Source organism: Sulfitobacter sp. SH22, assembly GCF_965641905.1.
Classification (GTDB): domain Bacteria; phylum Pseudomonadota; class Alphaproteobacteria; order Rhodobacterales; family Rhodobacteraceae; genus Sulfitobacter.
On the sequence record NZ_OZ282573.1, the window covers coordinates 756,875 to 776,884 of the forward strand.

The following is a 20,010-nucleotide window of genomic DNA, read 5'->3' on the forward strand; positions in this document are numbered from 1 at the left end:
ACTAAACGTGGCAGTTACATGACCCCCGGCGCGCGCGTCGCAGCGGCGATCGAAATCTTGAACGCGATGGCCGATGGCCAACCGGCCGAGCAATCCCTGACCCGTTGGGGCAGGGGCAATCGCTTTGCGGGCTCCAAGGATCGCGCGGCAATCCGGGATCATGTCTTTGCCGTGTTGCGCCAGCGCCGCACCGCTGCCCAACTGGGCGGAGGCGAGACTGGACGCGCCTTGATGATCGGCATTTTGCGGGCGCAAGGCACTGATCTTTCTGCGCTTTTCAACGGTGTCGGCCATGCGCCACAGCCCTTGACCGATGCAGAGCAGGGTATCGAAACCGAGGCTGACGAAGCAATCGAGTGGAACCTGCCGGACTGGATTATCCCCCAGTTCAAGGCGTCGCTCGGCCCCCGCGCCGAAGCCGTGGCATTGGCCCTTCAGGCCCGTGCCCCGATCACCTTGCGGGTGAATACAGCCAATATCACGCCCTCTGCCGCTGTGGTAGAACTGGCCGAACAGGGCATTCAAACGCGCGCTAATCCTCTGGCCGAAACTGCATTGACCGTCACCGAAGGCGAGCGGAAAATCCGCAACTCTGTCAGTTACTTGGAGGGCAATGTGGAGCTTCAGGACGCGTCCAGCCAGGCGGTTGTCGCGGCGATTTCCGGCACAGGCCGGATCTTGGATTACTGTGCGGGCGGCGGCGGCAAGGCGCTGGCCTTGGCAGTTGACCCGGCTGCGACGGTGATGGCCCATGATATCGACCCGCGCCGGATGCAGGATTTGCCCGCCCGTGCCGACCGCGCAGGCAGGACGATCCGCCAGATTGAAGCCGACATGCTGGCGAACGAGGCCCCGTTTGATGTGGTCTTGTGCGATGCGCCCTGTTCGGGCAGCGGGGCCTGGCGCCGGTCGCCAGAAGGCAAATGGACCCTGTCCGCGTCACGTCTGGACGAGTTAACTCAAATTCAAGACAATATTCTAGACGCCGCAACGGCATTGACGGCCAAGAACGGCGTTCTGGTCTACGCGACCTGTTCCGTTCTGGCATGCGAAAACGAAGACCGTATCGCCGCATTCCTGGCACGCAACAGCGGCTGGTCTGTCGGGTTCCAAAAACGTTTTGACCCGAATGACGACGGTGACGGGTTTTTCACGGCACACTTGAAAAGAGATTGATGAGGTATATGATCAACCTGAACGTGTTTATCGGGTTGAGCTTCATTAATTGACGGTACCTTAACCTTCCTGGACGTAAACCGTTTGTATGTTTATGCGAGGGGAGGGTCGTTTTTGTCAAAATTGAACAGCGTTACCTTAGTCAGACGCAGGCGGATGCTGGTCGTCTTTATCGCTGCCATTTTGACCTTTGTTGCGGCCTTTGTGGCGCAGCAACCCTATCTGACGCGCGTTTTCATCTCTGCCGGTGCGGCGCTTGGATGTGTCGCGGGGATAGGTTTTATTGCTGATATCCTGACGGAAAAACGGATCGGTCGGGATGTGCAGGCTGTCTCCGACTTTATCGCAAATGACGCCAGCCCCAGTGTTTTCGCGACCGAAGACGGGCTTGTCACCGCGCAAAATCCAGCAGCGTCCCTCCTGTGCAAGGCGAACCCGACCACGACTGTCGCTGCCTTTCTGTCAAGCCTGCTTGCAAGCCCCTCGGCGCATGTGTTCCGTCTTCAGGACCGCGCGGAAATAGACGGAGCGGCACGTGAAGATATCATGACCCGCACTGGCCCGATGCGCCTTTCGACCCACCGCGTGGCAACCGGTTATTTGTGGCGCCTTGAAGCCGTTCAGGAAAAAGGCCCCGCGCGGTCGCGTGACTTTGAACAGTCCTTGCCGATGTTGATGGTTGGCCGGTCGGGTGCCGTTTTGTTCATGAACGAAGCGTCCCGCGCCCTTATCGGTACCCGGGTGAAAACACTGGATCGTTTGTTCAAATCATTGCCTGTCGCCCATGGCGATCTGGCCGAGGTGACGACGACACAGGGCGAAACAAAGATGCTGGTCGCGGAACTGGATGCGGGGGCAGGGCGTAAGGCATTGTATTTGCTTCCCGCTTACGCACCGCGCGCTCAGGATTCAGGGTGGAACGTGTTTCAGGAACTGCCCATACCCTTGGTCAAGATTGCCCCGAACGGCGCAGTGCTGTCCTATAATCAGCTGGCCGCAAAGCTTGTTGGCCCGGGGTTGCAGCCCGATGCGCTTTTGGCATCGCTCATGGAAGGGCTGGGTCGGTCGATCAATGATTGGCTGACCGACACCTTGGAAGGCAGGTTGATCCAGAAATCGGAATTCCTGCGGTTGAAACGCGACGATCGAGAGACTTTCGTGCAGGTCACCCTGAACCTGGTGACCGATCAGGGGGCCCCCGCGCTGATCGCGGTCCTCAACGATGCAACCGAATTGAAAACGCTTGAGGCGCAATTTGTGCAAAGCCAGAAAATGCAAGCTATCGGGCAGTTGGCCGGCGGTGTTGCCCATGATTTCAACAACCTTTTGACAGCGATTTCAGGGCATTGCGATCTGTTACTGTTGCGCCATGATCAGGGGGATCCTGATTTCAGCGATCTTGTCCAGATCGACCAGAATGCCAACCGCGCCGCCGCTTTGGTGGGGCAACTGCTGGCGTTTTCGCGCAAACAAACCCTGCGGCCCGAAACATTGAATCTGCGCGACACGCTGGCAGACCTGACACATTTGTTGAACAGGTTGGTCGGGGAAAAGGTGACTTTGACGCTCAGCCATGATCCGGTTTTGAAACCCATTCGGGCTGATAAAAGGCAGCTGGAACAGGTTCTTATGAACCTGGTGGTCAATGCGCGCGACGCAATGCGGGAAGGCGGGGAGATCAAGATCACCACCGAATGCGTCAAGTTGCAAAGCCCGTTAAGGCGCGACCGCGCCACCGTTCCGGCCGGGCAATATGTGACCTTGCAAGTGTCGGACGAAGGTGTCGGTATTCCCGAAGATAAACTGCAAAAGGTGTTCGAGCCGTTTTTCACCACCAAACGCACTGGCGAGGGGACAGGGCTGGGCCTGTCGACAGCCTATGGCATTATCAAACAATCTGGCGGGTTCATTTTTATCGACAGCACCGTCGGAGTCGGCACCATATTTACCCTTTATTTCCCGGTTATGGCCAATAGTCTGACCACACCGGCCAAGCCCGCCGTCGTGTCGGCACCACCAGCCGGTTTCGACGACGGGATCATCCTGCTGGTCGAGGACGAAGCCCCCGTGCGGGCCTTTGCCAGCCGTGCACTGCGGATGCGCGGCTATACCGTGCTCGAGGCTGAATCTGCCGAAGCTGCGCTTAAGACACTTGAGGATGAGACGCTGAACATCGATGTCTTCGTCACCGATGTCATCATGCCGGGCATGGACGGGCCCAGCTGGATTCGCAAAGCGCTGATAGACCGGCCCGGTGTTCCTGTCGTTTTCGTATCGGGCTATGCCGAAGACAGCTTTGGTGCCGAACAGACAACAATCCCTAATTCGGTGTTTTTGCCAAAGCCGTTTTCACTGACCGATTTAACAACAACCGTACATAATCAAATGCGGTGACCGGCAAATCGCAACTAGGCGATAGAATCGTAAAGCGCGAATTCGTCCTCGAATTTGCGGCGAAACCGTTCTTCTATATCCGGCGACAGCGTCAATTCCATCTCGGGAGAGACGTTTTCACGTTTAAGATCAAGGGTTACGCCAAGCCGATCAGATAAAAACTGCTGTAGTCTGGGTTGATCTTCATAGCGGAAATAATGGGTGATCCCGGTGCCATTCGGTTGTGCGGCCATAAAGTTCAGCTGACTGCCGACATCGGCGAATCCGGGTTTTTTGCCTTTCATATAGGCCAGAATAAACTCGTCAAAGGTGACATCAAACGTCGCATTGGGTTTGCCTTGCATGAACGGCCGGCGGCGGTACCGGTACCAACTGCCCAGCCAGCTGATCGGCTCGCGCATGACGGCCATCAGCTCCAGTTCTGCATCGCACACCTTTAAAAACATCGGCCGGATGAATCGGTTGTAGCGGTAGACAGGGGCATGTTTCAGCATCGGCGGTTCGGAAATCACCATATCTGCACGCGGGGCCAAGGCAGTTTCATAGGCCGTCGTCCCGGTCTTGGGGACGGATAGAAAGGCAAGGCGTTCTTTAAAGAAAACAAGCATATAGACGATATTCCAAACTCAATTCAGCCGATCTTGTCCCAGTAAACCACATGTTAATCACTTCGGATAAAAGATGGAACATGAAACAAAACGATTGAAATGTTCTGCTTTTGGTCCCATACGGAACATATAAGGAACAAAACCCAGGTGGCACAGGCAACGATTGCGGCTTGATGACCACTGTGACAGTAAAGGGATACCCTAAAATGGCAACGGCAGATCTTTTGACAATGGACAACAAGAAACAAGCTGAAAAGCAAAAGGCCCTTGATAGCGCGCTGGCACAGATTGAACGCCAGTTCGGCAAAGGGTCGATCATGAAACTTGGTGCCGAAGGTGCCATTCAGGACATTAAATCAAGCTCAACCGGCTCGCTTGGCCTTGATATCGCATTGGGAATCGGTGGTTTGCCGATGGGCCGGATCATCGAGATCTACGGCCCCGAAAGCTCGGGCAAGACCACGTTGACGCTGCATTGCGTTGCCGAGCAGCAAAAACAGGGCGGTGTCTGTGCATTCGTTGACGCGGAACACGCGCTTGATCCGCAATATGCGAAAAAACTGGGCGTCGATATTGACGAATTGCTGATCTCGCAGCCCGACACGGGCGAGCAAGCCCTTGAAATCGTTGATACTTTGGTGCGTTCTGGTGCCGTGAACATGGTTATCATCGATTCGGTTGCGGCGCTGACGCCGAAATCGGAACTCGAAGGCGACATGGGCGACAGTTCAGTCGGTGTTCAGGCGCGGCTGATGTCACAGGCGATGCGGAAACTGACCGGGTCGATCTCTCGCTCGAACTGCATGGTGATCTTTATCAACCAGATCCGGATGAAGATCGGCGTTATGTTCGGTTCTCCCGAAACGACATCGGGCGGTAATGCGCTGAAATTCTATTCCTCGGTACGGCTTGATATCCGCCGCATCGGTGCGCTTAAGGATCGTGACGAAGTTGTCGGCAACGCCACGCGCGTCAAGGTCGTGAAAAACAAGGTCGCAGCGCCGTTCAAACAGGTTGAATTCGACATCATGTATGGCGAAGGCATTTCGAAAATGGGCGAACTGCTCGATCTGGGCGTCAATGCCGGCGTGGTTGATAAATCGGGATCATGGTTCAGCTATGGCGACGAACGCATCGGGCAGGGGCGCGAGAACGCCAAAACCTTCCTGAAAGAGAATGAAGCCATGGCGCTGGATATCGAAGATAAAATCCGCGCCGCCCACGGGCTTGATTTCGCGGGTTCAGACAAGGATGACATCGACATTCTTGAGGCATAATTGCCCCAAAACTGGATTTCAGACTGGGCGTGCCAACCGGCGCGCCCTTTTTCGTGGGATGGGCCTGTGGACAGTGCCCCGCCGCAGGGTTATTTGAATGCAACGCATTTTTGCCCCTCGAAAGGCCCCGCATATGAAGACGCTTAACGATATCCGATCAACGTTTCTTGGCTACTTTGAAAAGAACGGCCACACGGTGCTGCCCTCCAGCCCGCTGGTACCGCGCAACGATCCCACTTTGATGTTTGCGAACTCTGGCATGGTGCAGTTCAAAAACCTGTTCACCGGTGTCGAAACCCGCGATTACAAACGTGCCACAACAGCGCAAAAATGCGTGCGCGCTGGCGGAAAGCACAATGATCTGGACAATGTCGGATATACCGCGCGCCACCATACCTTCTTTGAAATGTTGGGGAATTTCAGCTTTGGCGACTATTTCAAAGCCGACGCAATTGCGTTTTCCTGGGAGCTGATCACCAAAGAACTCGGGATCGACCCCAACCGGCTTTATGTCACGGTCTACCATACCGATGACGAGGCCGCGAACATTTGGAAGAAAGTCGCAGGTTTGCCTGACGACCGCATTATCCGCATCGCAACGGATGACAACTTTTGGATGATGGGCCCGACCGGCCCCTGTGGCCCGTGTTCGGAAATCTTTTATGACCACGGCGACCACATCTGGGGTGGCCCTCCCGGCTCTCCGGAGGAGGACGGCGACCGGTTTGTGGAAATCTGGAACCTGGTTTTCATGCAATACGAGCAGTTGGAGGATGGCACCCGAAAGCCGTTGCCGAACCAGTCGATCGACACAGGTATGGGCATCGAACGGGTTGCCGCGCTGTTGCAGGGCACCAACGACAACTATGCCACCGACCTGATGCGCAACCTGATCGTCGCAAGCGCCAATGCGTCCAATACCGACCCCGACGGCCCCGGCAAGACGCATCATCGCGTGATCGCGGATCACCTGCGCTCCACCTCTTTCCTGATCGCGGATGGCGTGATGCCGGCAAGCGACGGGCGTGGCTATGTCTTGCGCCGGATCATGCGCCGCGCCATGCGTCACGCGCATTTGCTGGGCATTCAGGACCCGCTGATGCACCGTTTGGTGCCTGAACTGGTGCGCCAAATGGGCGGTGCCTATCCCGAACTGGGGCAGGCCCAAGCGCTGATCACGGAAACACTTCTGCTTGAAGAAACCCGTTTCAAAAAGACGCTCGATCGCGGCCTCAAGCTGCTGGACGATGAATTGCGTGATCTGCCCGAAGGCGCAAACCTGTCCGGCGATGTCGCGTTCAAACTCTACGACACCTATGGTTTCCCGGTCGACCTGACCCAGGACGCTCTGCGTGAAAAAGACCGCGGCGTTGATCTGGACGGCTTTAACGCCGCGATGGGCAAGCAAAAGGCGCAGGCCCGCGCCGCGTGGTCCGGTTCGGGTGAAGCCGCTGATGCGACCGTCTGGTTTGACGTGGCCGAGGCCGCGGGGACGACTGATTTCCTTGGCTATGACACGGAAACCGCTGAAGGTCAGATTGTGGCGCTGGTTCAGGATGGCGAACAGGTCAAGACCGCCAAAGCGGGTGACAAGGTGCAGATCGCCCTGAACCAAACGCCGTTTTATGCCGAAAGCGGTGGTCAGGTGGGCGATACCGGTCTGATCAAGACGGAAACCGGCAGCGTCACGGTCACGGATACGCGTAAAACGGCCGGTGTATTCATTCACTTTGGCGATGTGACCGAGGGCACGGTTTCCCCCGGGCAGGCGGCTGTGCTTGACGTTGATCATGCCCGCCGCACCGCCATTCGCGCCAACCACTCTGCAACGCACTTGCTGCACGAGGCCCTGCGCAACGCGCTTGGTGACAACGTGGCACAGCGCGGGTCCTTGAACGCGGCAGACCGTCTGCGTTTTGATTACAGCCACAACCACGCCATGACCGCCGACCAGATCGCGCAGGTCGAACAGGAAGTGAACGCCTATATCCGGCAGAACGCGCCGGTCGAGACGCGGATCATGACCCCGGATGACGCCCGTGCCTTGGGCGCGCAGGCGCTGTTCAGCGAAAAATATGGCGACGAGGTGCGTGTTGTGTCGATGGGCCGTGAGGCCGGATCGGGCAAGGGCGCGGACAAGGCGACCTATTCGCTGGAGCTTTGCGGCGGCACCCATGTGCGCCAGACCGGCGACATCGGCGCGTTTGTTGTGTTGGGCGACAGCTCCAGCAGTTCTGGCATCCGTCGGATCGAAGCCCTGACCGGCAACGAGGCGCTGACCTGGCTACGTGCCCAGGAAGCCGCATTGTCGCGCGTGGCATCCGAGCTGAAAACCTCGACCGCCGATGTGCCAGACCGGGTGCGGGCGCTGATCGATGAACGCAAGCAACTCAGCAATGAGGTCGCGCAATTGCGCCGCGAGCTGGCGATGTCCGGTGGCGGCGCTTCCGCCCCTGAAACACGCGATGTGAACGGCATGACGTTTATGGCGCAGGTTCTGTCCGGTGTAACGGGCAAGGATCTTCCGGCTCTGGTCGACGAATACAAAGCCAAGCTTGGCAGCGGCGTCGTGCTGTTGATCGCTGACGCGGACGGCAAGGCGGCCGTTGCCGCAGGGGTGACCGCCGATCTGACCGGGCAGGCCTCGGCCGTGGATATCGTCAAGGCCGTTGTCGCGCAATTGGGCGGCAAAGGCGGCGGTGGCCGTCCTGATATGGCCCAAGGCGGGGCGAAAGACGTTGCAAACGCAGACGCGGCCATCGCGGCGGCCGAAGCCATCTTGAAAGGATAACCCCATGCCAGCACTCTGGATCGCCCATGTCACCGTCACCGACGAAGACGCCTACGGCAAATACGCCAAACTAGCAGGCCCCGCGATTGCGGATCACGGCGGCAAGTTTCTGGCCCGCGCTGCGCGTTTTGTGCAGCTCGAAGGCAAGGAACGCCCACGCAACGTCGTGGCCCGCTTCCCCTCGCTGGAAGAGGCCGTGGCCTGCTACAACTCGCCCGCCTACCAAGAGGCGCTAAGCCATGCCAAAGGGGCGTCTGAACGCGAACTGATGGTTGTCGAGATCGAAGACTGATCCCAAACCACCCCAGTTTATAAAAATACAATAGGCCCGCTTTGGCGGGCCTAATTGCTTTTCCGACACCCCAATTTCAACACCTCACCAACCACAATAAAAAAGGAGGGCCGCAAAGCCCCCCTTCCGAATGGTCTGAAATCCCGGGGGTCCGGGGGCTGGCCCCCGGTCCGGTGATTAAATCATGCAGACTTCGACATCCGCTTGCGCTCGTGCGGGTCAAGGTAGCGCTTGCGCAGACGTACCGCGTTTGGCGTCACCTCCACCAGCTCGTCGTCATCGATATAGGCAATCGCCTGTTCCAGTGACAGCGTGACAGGCGTTGTCAGACGCACGGCTTCATCGGTACCCGACGCCCGGACGTTGGTCAGCTGCTTGCCCTTCAACGGGTTCACTTCCAGATCGTTGTCACGGCTGTGTTCGCCGATGATCATGCCCTGATAAACGGCTTCTTGTGCGCCGATAAAGAACTTGCCGCGGTCTTCCAGTTTCCAAAGCGCATAGGAAACCGATGTGCCATTCTCCATCGAAATCAGAACACCGGCGCGACGGCCCGGGATCGGACCTTTATGCGGGGCCCAGTCGTGGAAAACACGGTTCAACACACCGGTCCCGCGGGTATCGGTCAGGAATTCACCGTGATAGCCGATCAGGCCACGCGATGGCACCAGGGCGATGATGCGGGTTTTACCGGCACCGGCTGGTTTCATCTCTGACAGTTCGCCCTTGCGCGGACCGGTCAGTTTTTCGATCACAGCACCCGAATATTCGTCGTCCACGTCGATGGTGACTTCTTCGATGGGCTCAAGACGCTCGCCGTTCTCGCCTTCGCGGAACAGAACCTGAGGGCGCGATACCGACAGTTCAAACCCTTCGCGGCGCATGTTTTCGATCAGAACACCCATCTGAAGTTCGCCACGACCGGCGACTTCGAAGGCTTCGCCACCGGGGGTGTCGGTGACTTTGATCGCAACGTTGGATTCGGCTTCTTTCATCAGGCGGTCACGGATGACGCGGGACTGAACTTTCTTGCCGTCACGACCCGCCAGCGGGCTGTCGTTGATGCCGAATGTGATGGTGATTGTGGGCGGATCGATCGGCTGTGCGGGCAGGGCGGTGTCCACGGATGTGGCCACGATGGAATCAGCCACGGTCGCTTTGGTCATGCCTGCGATCGATACGATATCACCGGCTTCGGCAACGTCGATGGGCTGCTGGCTCAGGCCGCGGAACGCCATGATCTTGGTGACGCGGAAGTTCTCGATCAGCTTGCCGTCACGCGACAGCGCCTTGACCTGCTCGCCTGTTTTCAACTGGCCGGTTTCAACGCGGCCTGTCAGCATCCGGCCAATGAACGCGTCCGCGCCCAAAGTGGTTGCCAGCATGGTAAACGGCTTGTCGATGTCTTTCAGCTGCTTTGGCGCAGGTACGTGCTTGACGATCAGGTCGAACAGCGCCGACAGATCCTTGCGCGGGCCGTCCAGTTCCATGTCGGCCCAGCCATTGCGGCCCGACGCGTACATATGCGGGAAGTCGAGCTGTTCGTCATTCGCACCAAGGCTGGCGAAAAGGTCGAAACATTCGTCCAGCGCGCGGTCGGGTTCGGCATCGCCCTTGTCGACCTTGTTGAGGACAACAATAGGGTTCAGGCCCAGTGCCAGCGCCTTGGAGGTCACGAATTTGGTCTGTGGCATCGGGCCCTCGGCCGCGTCAACCAGCAACACAACACCGTCAACCATCGACAGGATCCGTTCGACTTCGCCACCGAAATCGGCGTGGCCGGGGGTGTCAACGATGTTGATGCGCAGGCCCTTCCACTCGACCGAGGTCGGCTTGGCGAAAATCGTGATGCCGCGCTCGCGCTCCAGATCGTTGCTGTCCATGGCGCGTTCTGTGGTCGCCTGGTTTTCGCGGTAGGTACCGGATTGTTTCAGAAGTTCGTCCACCAGCGTCGTTTTGCCGTGGTCAACGTGAGCGATAATTGCGATGTTGCGCATGTCCATTGGGGTATGCCTTTGATAGGAAAGAGGGCCGCGCGCACTGTTGCACCGCAGCATTTGCGCCGCGCATACCGTGGTGCGCGCCAGAAAGCCAGCCCTAATACCAAACCAAAGGCGCGCTTCGGCAGGATTCAGTGCGTTGTGGTGTTTGAAAACAGGTGGATCACCAAAATTCCGGCAATGATCATGAACAGACCCACCAGCGCAGGCAGATCCAGCTTCTGCCCGAAAATCACATAACCGATGCCCGCAATGCACACGATGCCCAGACCGGACCAGATCGCATAGACGATGCCGACGGGCATCACCTTGAGCGCCAGCGCCATAAAGTAGAACGAGATCAAATAGAAGATCACCACCCCGACCGAGGGCCACAAACGGGTGAACTGCTGCGAGGCCTGAAGCGCCGTGGTGCCCATCGTTTCTGACACAATCGCGATAAACAGCCAGAGGTAATGCATTGTTCTAAAACCTTTTCAAAGGGGCAGGGCCGTGGTCTCCTTGATCTCTTCCATCACGAAACTGGCGGAAACATCAACAAGCGATACGCGCCGGATCAGCGATTGATACAAACGATCATACCCCGCCATATCCGCAACGCGCGCCCGGATCAAATAATCCAGATCACCGGTCATGCGGTACACGCCCTGAATTTCGGGCATGGCTTTTGTGGCCTTGGAGAATGCGTCGAGCCAGCCGGGTTCATGGGCATTGGTGCGGATCTGCATGAACACGGTCAGCCCCAGCCCCAGTTTTGCGGCATCCAGCAGGGCCACCCGTGCGGTAATGACGCCGCTTTCCTCAAGGGTGCGAATGCGCCGCCAGCAGGCATTGCGCGACAGGGCGACGCTTTCGCTGATCTGGTCAAGCGATTGATCCGCGTTACGTTGCAATTCACCCAGGATACGGCGGTCTATGTCATCAAATGTCCTCATGGGGGCATCATTAATGTGAAAATATCCCACGACAAGGGGATTTTCAGTGATCTTTGGGATAAATGCACGGGGTGTTTTGGGTATCTTCCTCAAAAGCCGGTAAGCAACAGGAACATCCCCATGATCTCACGCATCTTTCTTGAACATCCCGCCAAGGTCGACGAAACATTTCTGGAGCATATGGCCTTTGCGCTGAAATTTGCGGGTCTGCTGTTTGCAGCGGCAGGCGCGGCCTTGGTTCATGCGCTTGTGCCATGCCTCTTCGAAAAGACCGCCAGCGGGATCATCGCAAAGCTTTATGCCAAGACCCATAATCGCGGGGCCTGAGATCAGGTCGCGATATAGCGGTCCCTGCGGTGGTTGAAGGTGATGATCATGTTCAGCACCACAGCCCCCAGCAGCGAATAAAACACCACCGAAGCCGGAAACAGGAACATCGCGGCGGTGAAAATCACCGCGTCGGTGATCAGTTGCACCCAGCCCGCCTTGAACCCTGTGGTATCTTGTACCAGCAGCGCAATGACACCCAGCCCACCAAGTGATCCGTTGTGACGGAACATCGCCAGCAGCCCAAGACCCACGAGTGATCCGAAAATCACCGCACCCAAGGCAGGATCAAGTGACTGGATCGTGAAGCCCAAGGGCAGCAGCGTGGTGACAACAGACAAAAGCGTAACTGAAATCAGCGATTTGATCGTGAACGCCGCCCCAAGCCGTTTATAGGCCAGAAAATAGAACGGCAGGTTGATCGCGAAAAACACGACGCCAAAGGAGGTGCCCGTCAGATAGGCGATAATCACCGCCAGACCCGCCGTCTGCCCCGTGATCAACCCCACGGAGGTCAGAACATGAATGCCAAGCCCGCACAAAAACACCCCAAGGCTCAGTCCTTGGATATCGTCGACCAGATTGTGATGGGGGCTCAGAGGTTTCTTCATCCTCTTGAGGTAGGACAGCTATGTTGACCTGTCTAGGGGGTGTCCCGCAGAATTTGCGGCAGCGCAGCGAAACCTCGCGTCATATGGAAGTTCTGCACAAAAAAAGGGCCACCCCGATCGGAGCGGCCCTTGTGATCTTATCCCTTCAAGGCCTTGTTCAGGTTCTCGTCCACCTTCTCAAGGAAACCCATCGTGGTCAGCCAACCCTGATCGGGGCCAACCAGCAGCGCCAGATCCTTGGTCATGTGGCCCGATTCCACCGTATCAACGACGGTTTTTTCCAATGTCTCGGCGAAACTGGTCAACGCCGCATTGCCGTCCAGTTTGCCGCGATGCTTGAGACCACCGGTCCAGGCATAGATCGACGCGATGGAGTTGGTCGAGGTTTCCTCGCCCTTCTGGTGCTGGCGGTAGTGGCGGGTGACGGTGCCATGGGCGGCCTCGGCCTCGACCGTCTGGCCATCGGGGGTCATCAGAACCGAGGTCATCAACCCAAGCGAGCCAAAGCCCTGAGCCACAGTATCGGACTGCACATCGCCATCGTAGTTCTTGCAGGCCCAGACATAACCGCCGTTCCATTTCATCGCGCAAGCGACCATGTCGTCGATCAGGCGGTGTTCATAGGTAATGCCAGCCGCCTTGAATTTGTCTTGGAATTCAGTCTCGTAGATGTGCTGGAACAGTTCGAGGAACCGTCCGTCATATTGTTTGAGGATCGTGTTCTTGGTGCTCAGATAGACCGGCCAGCCAAGGTTCAGACCATAGTTCATCGACGCGCGGGCGAAATCGATGATGGATTTATCAAGGTTGTACATCGCCATCACAACGCCTGAATCCGGTGCGTCAAACACCTCGCGTTCGATCTCCGTGCCGTCTTCACCGACGAATTTCAACGTAAGTTTGCCCTTGCCGGGGAATTTGAAATCAGTGGCTTTGTACTGGTCGCCATATGCGTGGCGGCCCACGACGATCGGCTTGGTCCAGCCGGGCACAAGGCGCGGCACGTTCTTGCATATGATCGGCTGGCGGAAAATCACACCACCCAGAATGTTGCGGATCGTCCCGTTGGGCGAGCGCCACATCTCTTTCAGGCCGAATTCTTCGACGCGCGCCTCGTCCGGGGTGATGGTCGCACATTTGACGCCAACGCCGTATTGCTTGATCGCATTGGCCGCATCGATGGTGATCTGGTCGTTGGTCTCGTCGCGGACCTCCATCCCCAGATCGTAATATTTCAGATCAATGTCGAGATAGGGCAGGATCAGCTTTTTCTTGATAAAATCCCACATGATGCGGGTCATTTCATCACCGTCGAGTTCGACAATCGGGTTGTCTACCTTGATCTTGGTCATCGCAAGAGGTTCCTTTGGCTTGGCTGTCTTGGGGCTGGGTCACCCCCTCTGCTTTGCAGCATCAGGGTAAACGCAGCGTGAATTTCAATTATGTATGTGCGGCAAACCAGGCGGAAACCCGTGTGCGGGCATAGTCCCACAAGCCCGGTGCGCCTGTATTGATCTTGGTTCCGACCTTTTCGATGAACTGGTCATGGGTCACCTGATATTCGATCCAGCTGCCGCCGCCCGACGCGAGGTTTTGCATCGGTGGCTGAAAGCGGTCAAGCGACTTGGCGAATTGTGCGGTCGGGGTCTGATTGGCCTCGAATTCCTCCCAGGCTGCGCGAAGATCGTCGCCCAAGTCCTTGGGAAGCAGCCCGAATATCCGATCAGCCGCCGCTTGTTCCTGCGCTTCCATGTCAGTGGTATCATAGCTGCCAAAGATCGGATTATCGCCCGCGTCGATTTCGACCAGATCATGAAGGATCAGCATTTTGATCACCCGGATCATGTCCACCTCGGGGCCGGCCTGATCGGACAGAACCAGGGCATAAAGCGTCAGATGCCAGCTGTGTTCGGCGGAATTTTCCGACCGCGACCCGTCACACAGCAGGGTGCCGCGCATGACCGACTTGAGCTTGTCCGCCTCGTTCAGAAAGGCGATTTGCTGCTCAAGCCGCCTCGTCATTCCTGCGCGGCTTTCGCCTTATGGGCCGCAAGCGCTTTTTCCATAAACGCACGGCCCTGAAACGTCGCCATCCGGGTGCGGATCGCTGTAACAAAGGCTTCTTCCATGGTCTGGGAGGACGCCCCGAGAACGGAAGCGACCTCCATAAACAGGCGTTCGTTTCCGGTCTCGCGTTGAACAGCCAGACATTCTTCGGCCAGTTGGTTGGCCATATCCGTGACGTTCTGGTCGGCCATTAGCGTGTCGTCTCGGTCAGGCGGCGTTTCACGTAATCGGTGGTCGAGGTGATCAGCGTCTCCATATGCGGCTCTTCAAAGAAGTGGCCGGCACCCTCGATCTGTTGATGGGTGATGGTGATGCCTTTTTGCTCGTGCAGCTTGTTGACCAGATTAACGGTGTCAGCAGGCGGTGCCACGCGGTCAGCCGTCCCGTTGATCACCAGACCCGAAGCCGGGCAGGGCGCAAGGAAGCTGAAGTCATACATGTTCGCAGGGGGGGCGACCGAGATGAAGCCGGTGATTTCGGGCCGGCGCATCAAAAGCTGCATACCGATCCAGGCACCGAACGAGAAACCTGCAACCCAGCAATGCTTGGAGTTGTTGTTCATCGATTGCAGATAGTCGAGCGCCGACGCGGCATCGGACAATTCGCCGATACCCTGATCATATTCGCCCTGGCTGCGGCCAACGCCACGGAAATTGAACCGCAGGACCGTGAAGCCCATTTTATAGAAGGCATAGTGCAGATTATACACGACCTTGTGGTTCATGTTCCCGCCAAACTGCGGGTGCGGATGCAGCAAAATCGCAATTGGCGCGTCGCGCTCTTTTTGCGGGTGGTAGCGGCCTTCGAGGCGGCCTTCGGGTCCGGGAAAAATTACCTCGGGCATGGGCGTCCCTACATTGGGTTCTAAAGATCCAGCGGAATAGTTGACGAATTCCCTAAGACATCTTAGAACGGTTCTAACTTGTCTGATCCCAGCTTTTCTGGGGGTCAGGCACTGCACTTAGGCATTTAAGGCGTCGCCGTCAATCAAACAGGCGATTTTGGCAAAGGAATCATTGCGATGAAGCTGTCGACCAAGGGGCGTTATGCCATGGTGGCGCTGACCGATATTGCGCTGCAACCCGCCGGCGCATTGGTGTCACTGGGTGATATCGCGGATCGCCAGTCGATTTCGCTGCCCTATCTTGAGCAGCTTTTCGTCAAGCTGCGCCGCGCCGAGCTGGTTGCATCCGTGCGCGGCCCCGGTGGCGGCTACCGGCTGGGCCGGCCTGCGTCGGATATTCGTGTGGTCGATATTCTGGCGGCCGTCGATGAAAAGGTCGATGCGATGCATGTGGGCGCAGGGGCATCGGGCGGGTCGTCGGGCAGCCGGGCGCAATCCTTGACCAACCGCTTGTGGGAAGGGCTGAGCGCGCAGGTCTATGTGTATTTGCACCAGACGCGTTTGTCGGATGTGGTGGCCAACGAGCTGGCCCCATGCCCTGCGGTGCCGAACCTGTTTGCGGTGGTGGATGAGGAATGAGGGCGATGGCCGCGCAAGCGCGATTTCTTTTGTTAAGGAATGAGGGACGCTGTCCCTCAAACTCCCTGGGATTTTTGACCATTTGGAATGGGCAGTGAGGGTATATCTGGATCATAATGCGACCACGCATTTGCGGGCCGAGGCGCGGGCTGCGATGATTGCGGCGATGGATGTGGTTGGTAATCCGTCCAGCGTCCATTCCGAGGGGCGTGCGGCCAAGATGCTGGTCGAGCGGGCGCGGGCGCAGGTGGCGCAGCTGGTCGGGTGTAAAACCACGCAGGTGATCTTTACCAGCAGTGCGACCGAGGCGGCGGCTTTGGCTGTGGCGCAGAAGGGGCGGCACGGCGGTGTTTTCGGCGCGCTTGCAACAGAGCATGATTGTCTGGGCGTCTGGAGCGAGGTCGCGGTTGATCCGGCTTTGGGTGCGGCGGGGGCCGGGTTGGTTGCGGTTTCAGCGGCCAATAGCGAAACCGGACTTCTGGGGGATGCGGGCCGGGTGATTGGCAGCACTGATGCGTATTCGACCATTTGCGATATCACGCAATTGGCTGGCAAGATGCCGGTGATCTATCAAGACGTGACCCCGTCCTATGCGATTTTATCGGCCCATAAGATGGGCGGGCCGAAAGGCGTGGGGGCGTTGATCAACTTTACCGCCCATGACCCCGAACCGATTTTGCGCGGCGGGGGGCAGGAAATGAACCGCCGGTCGGGCACCGAGAATGTCATCGGGATTGCCGGTTTTGGTGCCGCTGCCGAGGCGGCGGGCCGTGATGTGGCTGCGGGACGGTGGGACGAAGTGGCCGAGTTCAGAAATATACTGGAAAACGCTATTGCGGCTGCCTCTGATCAGACTATTTTTGTCGGGAATGACATGCCGCGTCTGCCGAACACCACCTGCATGCTGACCCCCGGCTGGAAGGGCGAGACCCAGGTGATGCAGATGGATCTGGCGGGATTTGCTGTTTCGGCCGGGTCGGCCTGTTCAAGCGGCAAGGTGAAAGCCAGCAAGGTCTTGCAGGCGATGGGCTATTGCGACGGCGATGCGGCAAGTGCGATCCGCGTGTCGCTTGGCCTTGAGACAACACAAGAAGATGTACAGCGCTTTGCACAAGCCTGGGCAGTGAAATTCGAGAAACACAAGATGCGGGCGGCGTGATGCCCGAAGCGAGAGGAATATGAGCGTGGACACTACGATAGTAAAAGACGGCGTCGATCAGGAAACCGTTGATGCGGTGCGCGAAGTTGGCGGTGCCTATAAGCACGGCTGGTCCACCGACATCGAGATGGATTATGCCCCTTTGGGTCTGAACACCGATATCGTCAAGCTGATCTCGGAGAAGAACGAGGAGCCGGAGTGGATGACGCAGTGGCGTCTGGACGCCTATGAGGTGTGGTTGACCAAGAAAGAGCCCGATTGGGCGATGGTCGATTACCCCGAAATCGATTTCCAGAACCAGTATTACTATGCGCGCCCCAAATCCATGGCGGTCAAGCCCAAGTCGCTGGATGATGTGGACCCGAAGTTGCTAGCGACCTATAAAAAGCTTGGCATTCCGTTGAAAGAGCAAGCGCTTTTGGCGGGCGTTGAGGGGGCAGAGGAGCTGACCGATGCGCCGCGCAAGGTGGCCGTGGATGCGGTGTTCGATTCCGTATCCGTCGGCACAACCTTTCAGAAGGAGCTTAAGGCGGCGGGGGTGATCTTTTGTTCGATCTCCGAGGCGATCCGCGAGCATCCCGAGTTGGTCAAGAAATACCTCGGCTCGGTCGTGCCGGTGAATGACAATTTCTATGCCACGCTGAATTCGGCGGTATTTTCCGACGGATCGTTCGTTTACGTGCCGCCGGGCGTGCGCTGCCCGATGGAGCTGTCGACCTATTTCCGCATCAATGCTGAAAACACCGGCCAGTTCGAACGCACGCTGATCATCGCCGACAAGGGGTCTTATGTGTCCTACCTTGAGGGCTGTACCGCACCGCAGCGCGACGAATCGCAGCTGCATGCTGCCGTGGTCGAGATCATCATCGAGGAAGACGCCGAGGTGAAATATTCGACCGTTCAGAACTGGTACCCCGGTGATGAAAACGGCAAGGGCGGGATTTACAACTTTGTGACCAAGCGTGCCGATTGTCGGGGTGACCGGGCCAAGGTGATGTGGACGCAGGTTGAAACCGGCTCTGCCGTGACGTGGAAATACCCGTCTTGCATCCTGCGCGGCGACGACAGCCAGGGCGAGTTCTATTCCATCGCCATCGCCAACAACATGCAGCAGGCCGATACCGGCACCAAGATGATCCATCTGGGCAAGCGCACCAAGTCGCGGATCGTGTCCAAGGGGATCAGTGCGGGCAAGGCGCAGAATACCTATCGCGGGCTGGTGTCGATGCACCCCAAGGCCAAGGAATCGCGCAATTATACCCAATGCGACAGCTTGCTGATCGGCTCTCAATGCGGGGCGCATACCGTGCCTTATATCGAGGTCAAGAATAACAGCAGCCGTGTTGAACACGAGGCGACCACATCCAAGGTGGATGACGACCAGCTGTTCTATTGCCGCAGCCGTGGCATGGACGAGGAAGAGGCCGTTGCCCTGGTTGTCAACGGGTTCTGCAAGGACGTGTTGCAAGCGTTGCCAATGGAATTCGCGATGGAAGCGCAGGCGCTCGTTGCGATCTCCCTTGAAGGATCGGTGGGGTAAATCGGGATGATGCGCAAACTGACATGGGACGTGGCGATTGCTGCACTGGTGTTCTGGGTGTTGATCACCTTTTTCAGGGCGGATGGCCTGTCGTTGGAAGCGTTTAAATCGACGCTGCCGTCGGTGCTGATCTTTACGATGATCTATGCCGCGATCCGTGTCGCGCTGGTCGTGTTGCGCAAGGGGAAAGACGAATGATCCTGACCACAACGCCAACCATCGAAGGGCGCAGCATTGCGGCCTATCAGGGCATTGTCGTCGGCGAGACGATCATGGGGGCCAATATCGTGCGCGACATGTTTGCGCGAGTCACTGATATCGTCGGCGGACGTTCCGGCCAGTATGAAAACAAGCTGCGCCACGCCCGCGAGGCCGCGATGGCAGAGCTTGAGCAAGAGGCGCGTGCCAAAGGGGCGGATGCGGTTGTGGGCATTGATATCGACTATGAAATCATCGGCGACAGCATGATGATGGTGTCTGTATCGGGTACGGCGGTGCGGCTGGCCTGATGACTGTTGCTGTCGATACCAACCCTTTGTCCCTGCATTGGTGGAAGGCGGTCCCGAATTTCGGGGACGCGATCAGCCCTGTGGTGCTGGCCCATGTGTCGGGCCGCAAGGTGGTTCATGCCGGTGTGAACAAGGCCGAGGTCTGGGGTGTCGGATCGCTGTTGCAGGTGGTCAAACGCAGCTATACCGCCAAGAAAGACATGCGCCCGACGATCTGGGGGACGGGGCTTTTGCATCCGGTTCATGGCACCAAGTTTACCAAACACGTGAATATCGCGCTGGTGCGCGGCCCGATTACGGCGGCCCTGCTGGATCTTGAGGTGTCGCGCTTTGGCGATCCGGGGCTGTTGATCAGCGATGTCTGGCCACAGGATCGGGTGCCGAACGGCAAGATCGGGATCGTCCCGCATCACACGCTGATGGAGGATCTTGTGCTGGCGGCCCTGTTGGACAGCGACCCGAAATACCAGCTGATTGACCCGCGCGGCCCTGCGCAAGACGTTTGTGCGGCAATTGCGGCCTGCGACCATGTCTTTGCCTCGTCCCTGCACGGGTTGATTGTGGCGGATGCTTACGGCGTGCCGAACACCTGGCTGGCACCAACCGGGCAGTCGCGCCTGAAATATCTGGATTATGCGGCATCGGTCGGGCGGGTCATGGCCGCCCCTGTGATGATCGAAGATATCCCCATGCTGGATTTGCCAAAACCGGACGCAAAACCACCCTATCAGGCAGGAATTGATGCCTGCCGAGACGCTCTTTATGCCAGCTTTCCCAAAGCCTTGCGGGCCGGAGTTGATGCATGAAACCGATCAACGAAACGACCGCAAGCGCGGGCTTT

General features: G+C 57.7%; 21 protein-coding genes. 12 read left to right on the forward strand and 9 right to left on the reverse strand.

Annotated elements, in window-relative coordinates; translation table 11 throughout:
* Window positions 1–18: 18 nt before the first annotated feature.
* Both ACSQ13_RS05675 and ACSQ13_RS05680 read left to right on the forward strand, forming a co-directional pair.
* A complete protein-coding gene (locus ACSQ13_RS05675) occupies window positions 19–1,176 on the forward strand; it encodes an RsmB/NOP family class I SAM-dependent RNA methyltransferase (RefSeq protein WP_295508708.1) in 1,158 nt (385 codons plus the stop codon).
* A 156-nt stretch (window positions 1,177–1,332) separates the two neighbouring features.
* On the forward strand, window positions 1,333–3,570 hold the full coding sequence (locus tag ACSQ13_RS05680; protein WP_176250018.1) for an ATP-binding protein: 2,238 nt from the start codon (window positions 1,333–1,335) through the stop codon (window positions 3,568–3,570).
* 14 nt (window positions 3,571–3,584) lie between these two features.
* On the opposite strand, the gene ACSQ13_RS05685 is transcribed toward ACSQ13_RS05680, so the two are convergent.
* On the reverse strand, window positions 3,585–4,178 hold the full coding sequence (locus ACSQ13_RS05685) for a gamma-glutamyl kinase (RefSeq protein ID WP_176250017.1): 594 nt from the start codon (window positions 4,176–4,178) through the stop codon (window positions 3,585–3,587).
* A 206-nt stretch (window positions 4,179–4,384) separates the two neighbouring features.
* Here ACSQ13_RS05685 and recA point away from each other — a divergent pair, with 206 nt between their 5' ends.
* The 3 genes from recA to ACSQ13_RS05700 all read left to right on the forward strand — a co-directional run bounded on the left by recA (window position 4,385) and on the right by ACSQ13_RS05700 (window position 8,538).
* Window positions 4,385–5,455: a recombinase RecA gene (gene recA, locus ACSQ13_RS05690; RefSeq protein WP_295508705.1), complete on the forward strand. Its 1,071-nt coding sequence runs from the start codon at window positions 4,385–4,387 to the stop codon at window positions 5,453–5,455.
* Window positions 5,456–5,588: 133 nt separating this feature from the next.
* Window positions 5,589–8,246 (forward strand): alanine--tRNA ligase, encoded by a 2,658-nt coding sequence (alaS, locus tag ACSQ13_RS05695; RefSeq protein WP_176250015.1) that lies wholly within the window; start codon window positions 5,589–5,591, stop codon window positions 8,244–8,246.
* 4 nt (window positions 8,247–8,250) lie between these two features.
* Window positions 8,251–8,538, forward strand: coding sequence for a DUF1330 domain-containing protein (locus ACSQ13_RS05700; RefSeq protein WP_176250014.1), 288 nt, complete (start codon window positions 8,251–8,253; stop codon window positions 8,536–8,538).
* A gap of 182 nt (window positions 8,539–8,720) precedes the next feature.
* On the opposite strand, the gene typA is transcribed toward ACSQ13_RS05700, so the two are convergent.
* From typA to ACSQ13_RS05715, 3 genes are all read right to left on the reverse strand, one after another.
* Window positions 8,721–10,541 (reverse strand): translational GTPase TypA, encoded by a 1,821-nt coding sequence (gene typA, locus ACSQ13_RS05705; RefSeq protein WP_176250013.1) that lies wholly within the window; start codon window positions 10,539–10,541, stop codon window positions 8,721–8,723.
* A gap of 128 nt (window positions 10,542–10,669) precedes the next feature.
* Complete coding sequence (locus ACSQ13_RS05710; RefSeq protein WP_176250012.1) at window positions 10,670–10,999, reverse strand: DMT family transporter; 330 nt, start codon at window positions 10,997–10,999, stop codon at window positions 10,670–10,672.
* Between the two features lie 15 nt (window positions 11,000–11,014).
* A complete protein-coding gene (locus tag ACSQ13_RS05715; protein ID WP_176250011.1) occupies window positions 11,015–11,473 on the reverse strand; it encodes an Lrp/AsnC family transcriptional regulator in 459 nt (152 codons plus the stop codon).
* A 120-nt stretch (window positions 11,474–11,593) separates the two neighbouring features.
* Between ACSQ13_RS05715 and ACSQ13_RS05720 the strand changes: the two genes are divergently transcribed.
* Window positions 11,594–11,800: a DUF6356 family protein gene (locus tag ACSQ13_RS05720; RefSeq protein WP_176250010.1), complete on the forward strand. Its 207-nt coding sequence runs from the start codon at window positions 11,594–11,596 to the stop codon at window positions 11,798–11,800.
* Between the two features lie 2 nt (window positions 11,801–11,802).
* Here the strand turns inward: ACSQ13_RS05720 and ACSQ13_RS05725 are convergent, their stop codons facing one another.
* The 5 genes from ACSQ13_RS05725 to ACSQ13_RS05745 form a co-directional block, all read right to left on the reverse strand.
* On the reverse strand, window positions 11,803–12,411 hold the full coding sequence (locus ACSQ13_RS05725) for a YitT family protein (protein WP_176250009.1): 609 nt from the start codon (window positions 12,409–12,411) through the stop codon (window positions 11,803–11,805).
* A 137-nt stretch (window positions 12,412–12,548) separates the two neighbouring features.
* Complete coding sequence (locus ACSQ13_RS05730; RefSeq protein WP_176250008.1) at window positions 12,549–13,763, reverse strand: NADP-dependent isocitrate dehydrogenase; 1,215 nt, start codon at window positions 13,761–13,763, stop codon at window positions 12,549–12,551.
* An 88-nt stretch (window positions 13,764–13,851) separates the two neighbouring features.
* Complete coding sequence (locus tag ACSQ13_RS05735) at window positions 13,852–14,433, reverse strand: HD domain-containing protein (protein ID WP_176250007.1); 582 nt, start codon at window positions 14,431–14,433, stop codon at window positions 13,852–13,854.
* A complete protein-coding gene (locus ACSQ13_RS05740; protein WP_176250006.1) occupies window positions 14,430–14,669 on the reverse strand; it encodes a hypothetical protein in 240 nt (79 codons plus the stop codon). The genes ACSQ13_RS05735 and ACSQ13_RS05740 overlap by 4 nt, the downstream gene beginning before the upstream one ends.
* Window positions 14,669–15,322 (reverse strand): alpha/beta hydrolase, encoded by a 654-nt coding sequence (locus ACSQ13_RS05745; RefSeq protein ID WP_176250005.1) that lies wholly within the window; start codon window positions 15,320–15,322, stop codon window positions 14,669–14,671. The genes ACSQ13_RS05740 and ACSQ13_RS05745 overlap by 1 nt, the downstream gene beginning before the upstream one ends.
* A 177-nt stretch (window positions 15,323–15,499) precedes the next feature.
* Between ACSQ13_RS05745 and ACSQ13_RS05750 the strand changes: the two genes are divergently transcribed.
* The 6 genes from ACSQ13_RS05750 (at window position 15,500) to ACSQ13_RS05775 (ending at window position 19,975) form a co-directional block, all read left to right on the forward strand.
* Complete coding sequence (locus tag ACSQ13_RS05750; RefSeq protein ID WP_176250004.1) at window positions 15,500–15,961, forward strand: Rrf2 family transcriptional regulator; 462 nt, start codon at window positions 15,500–15,502, stop codon at window positions 15,959–15,961.
* A 94-nt stretch (window positions 15,962–16,055) separates the two neighbouring features.
* Entirely contained in the window at window positions 16,056–17,120 is a 1,065-nt protein-coding gene (locus ACSQ13_RS05755) for a cysteine desulfurase family protein (protein ID WP_295508692.1), read from the forward strand.
* A 19-nt stretch (window positions 17,121–17,139) separates the two neighbouring features.
* Window positions 17,140–18,660 (forward strand): Fe-S cluster assembly protein SufB, encoded by a 1,521-nt coding sequence (gene sufB, locus ACSQ13_RS05760; protein WP_176250002.1) that lies wholly within the window; start codon window positions 17,140–17,142, stop codon window positions 18,658–18,660.
* Window positions 18,661–18,666: 6 nt separating this feature from the next.
* Window positions 18,667–18,858, forward strand: coding sequence for a hypothetical protein (locus ACSQ13_RS05765; RefSeq protein WP_295508690.1), 192 nt, complete (start codon window positions 18,667–18,669; stop codon window positions 18,856–18,858).
* Window positions 18,855–19,169, forward strand: coding sequence for a heavy metal-binding domain-containing protein (locus ACSQ13_RS05770; RefSeq protein WP_176250000.1), 315 nt, complete (start codon window positions 18,855–18,857; stop codon window positions 19,167–19,169). Before ACSQ13_RS05765 ends, ACSQ13_RS05770 begins: the two co-directional genes overlap by 4 nt.
* Entirely contained in the window at window positions 19,169–19,975 is an 807-nt protein-coding gene (locus ACSQ13_RS05775; protein WP_295508687.1) for a polysaccharide pyruvyl transferase family protein, read from the forward strand. Before ACSQ13_RS05770 ends, ACSQ13_RS05775 begins: the two co-directional genes overlap by 1 nt.
* Window positions 19,976–20,010: the final 35 nt, after the last annotated feature.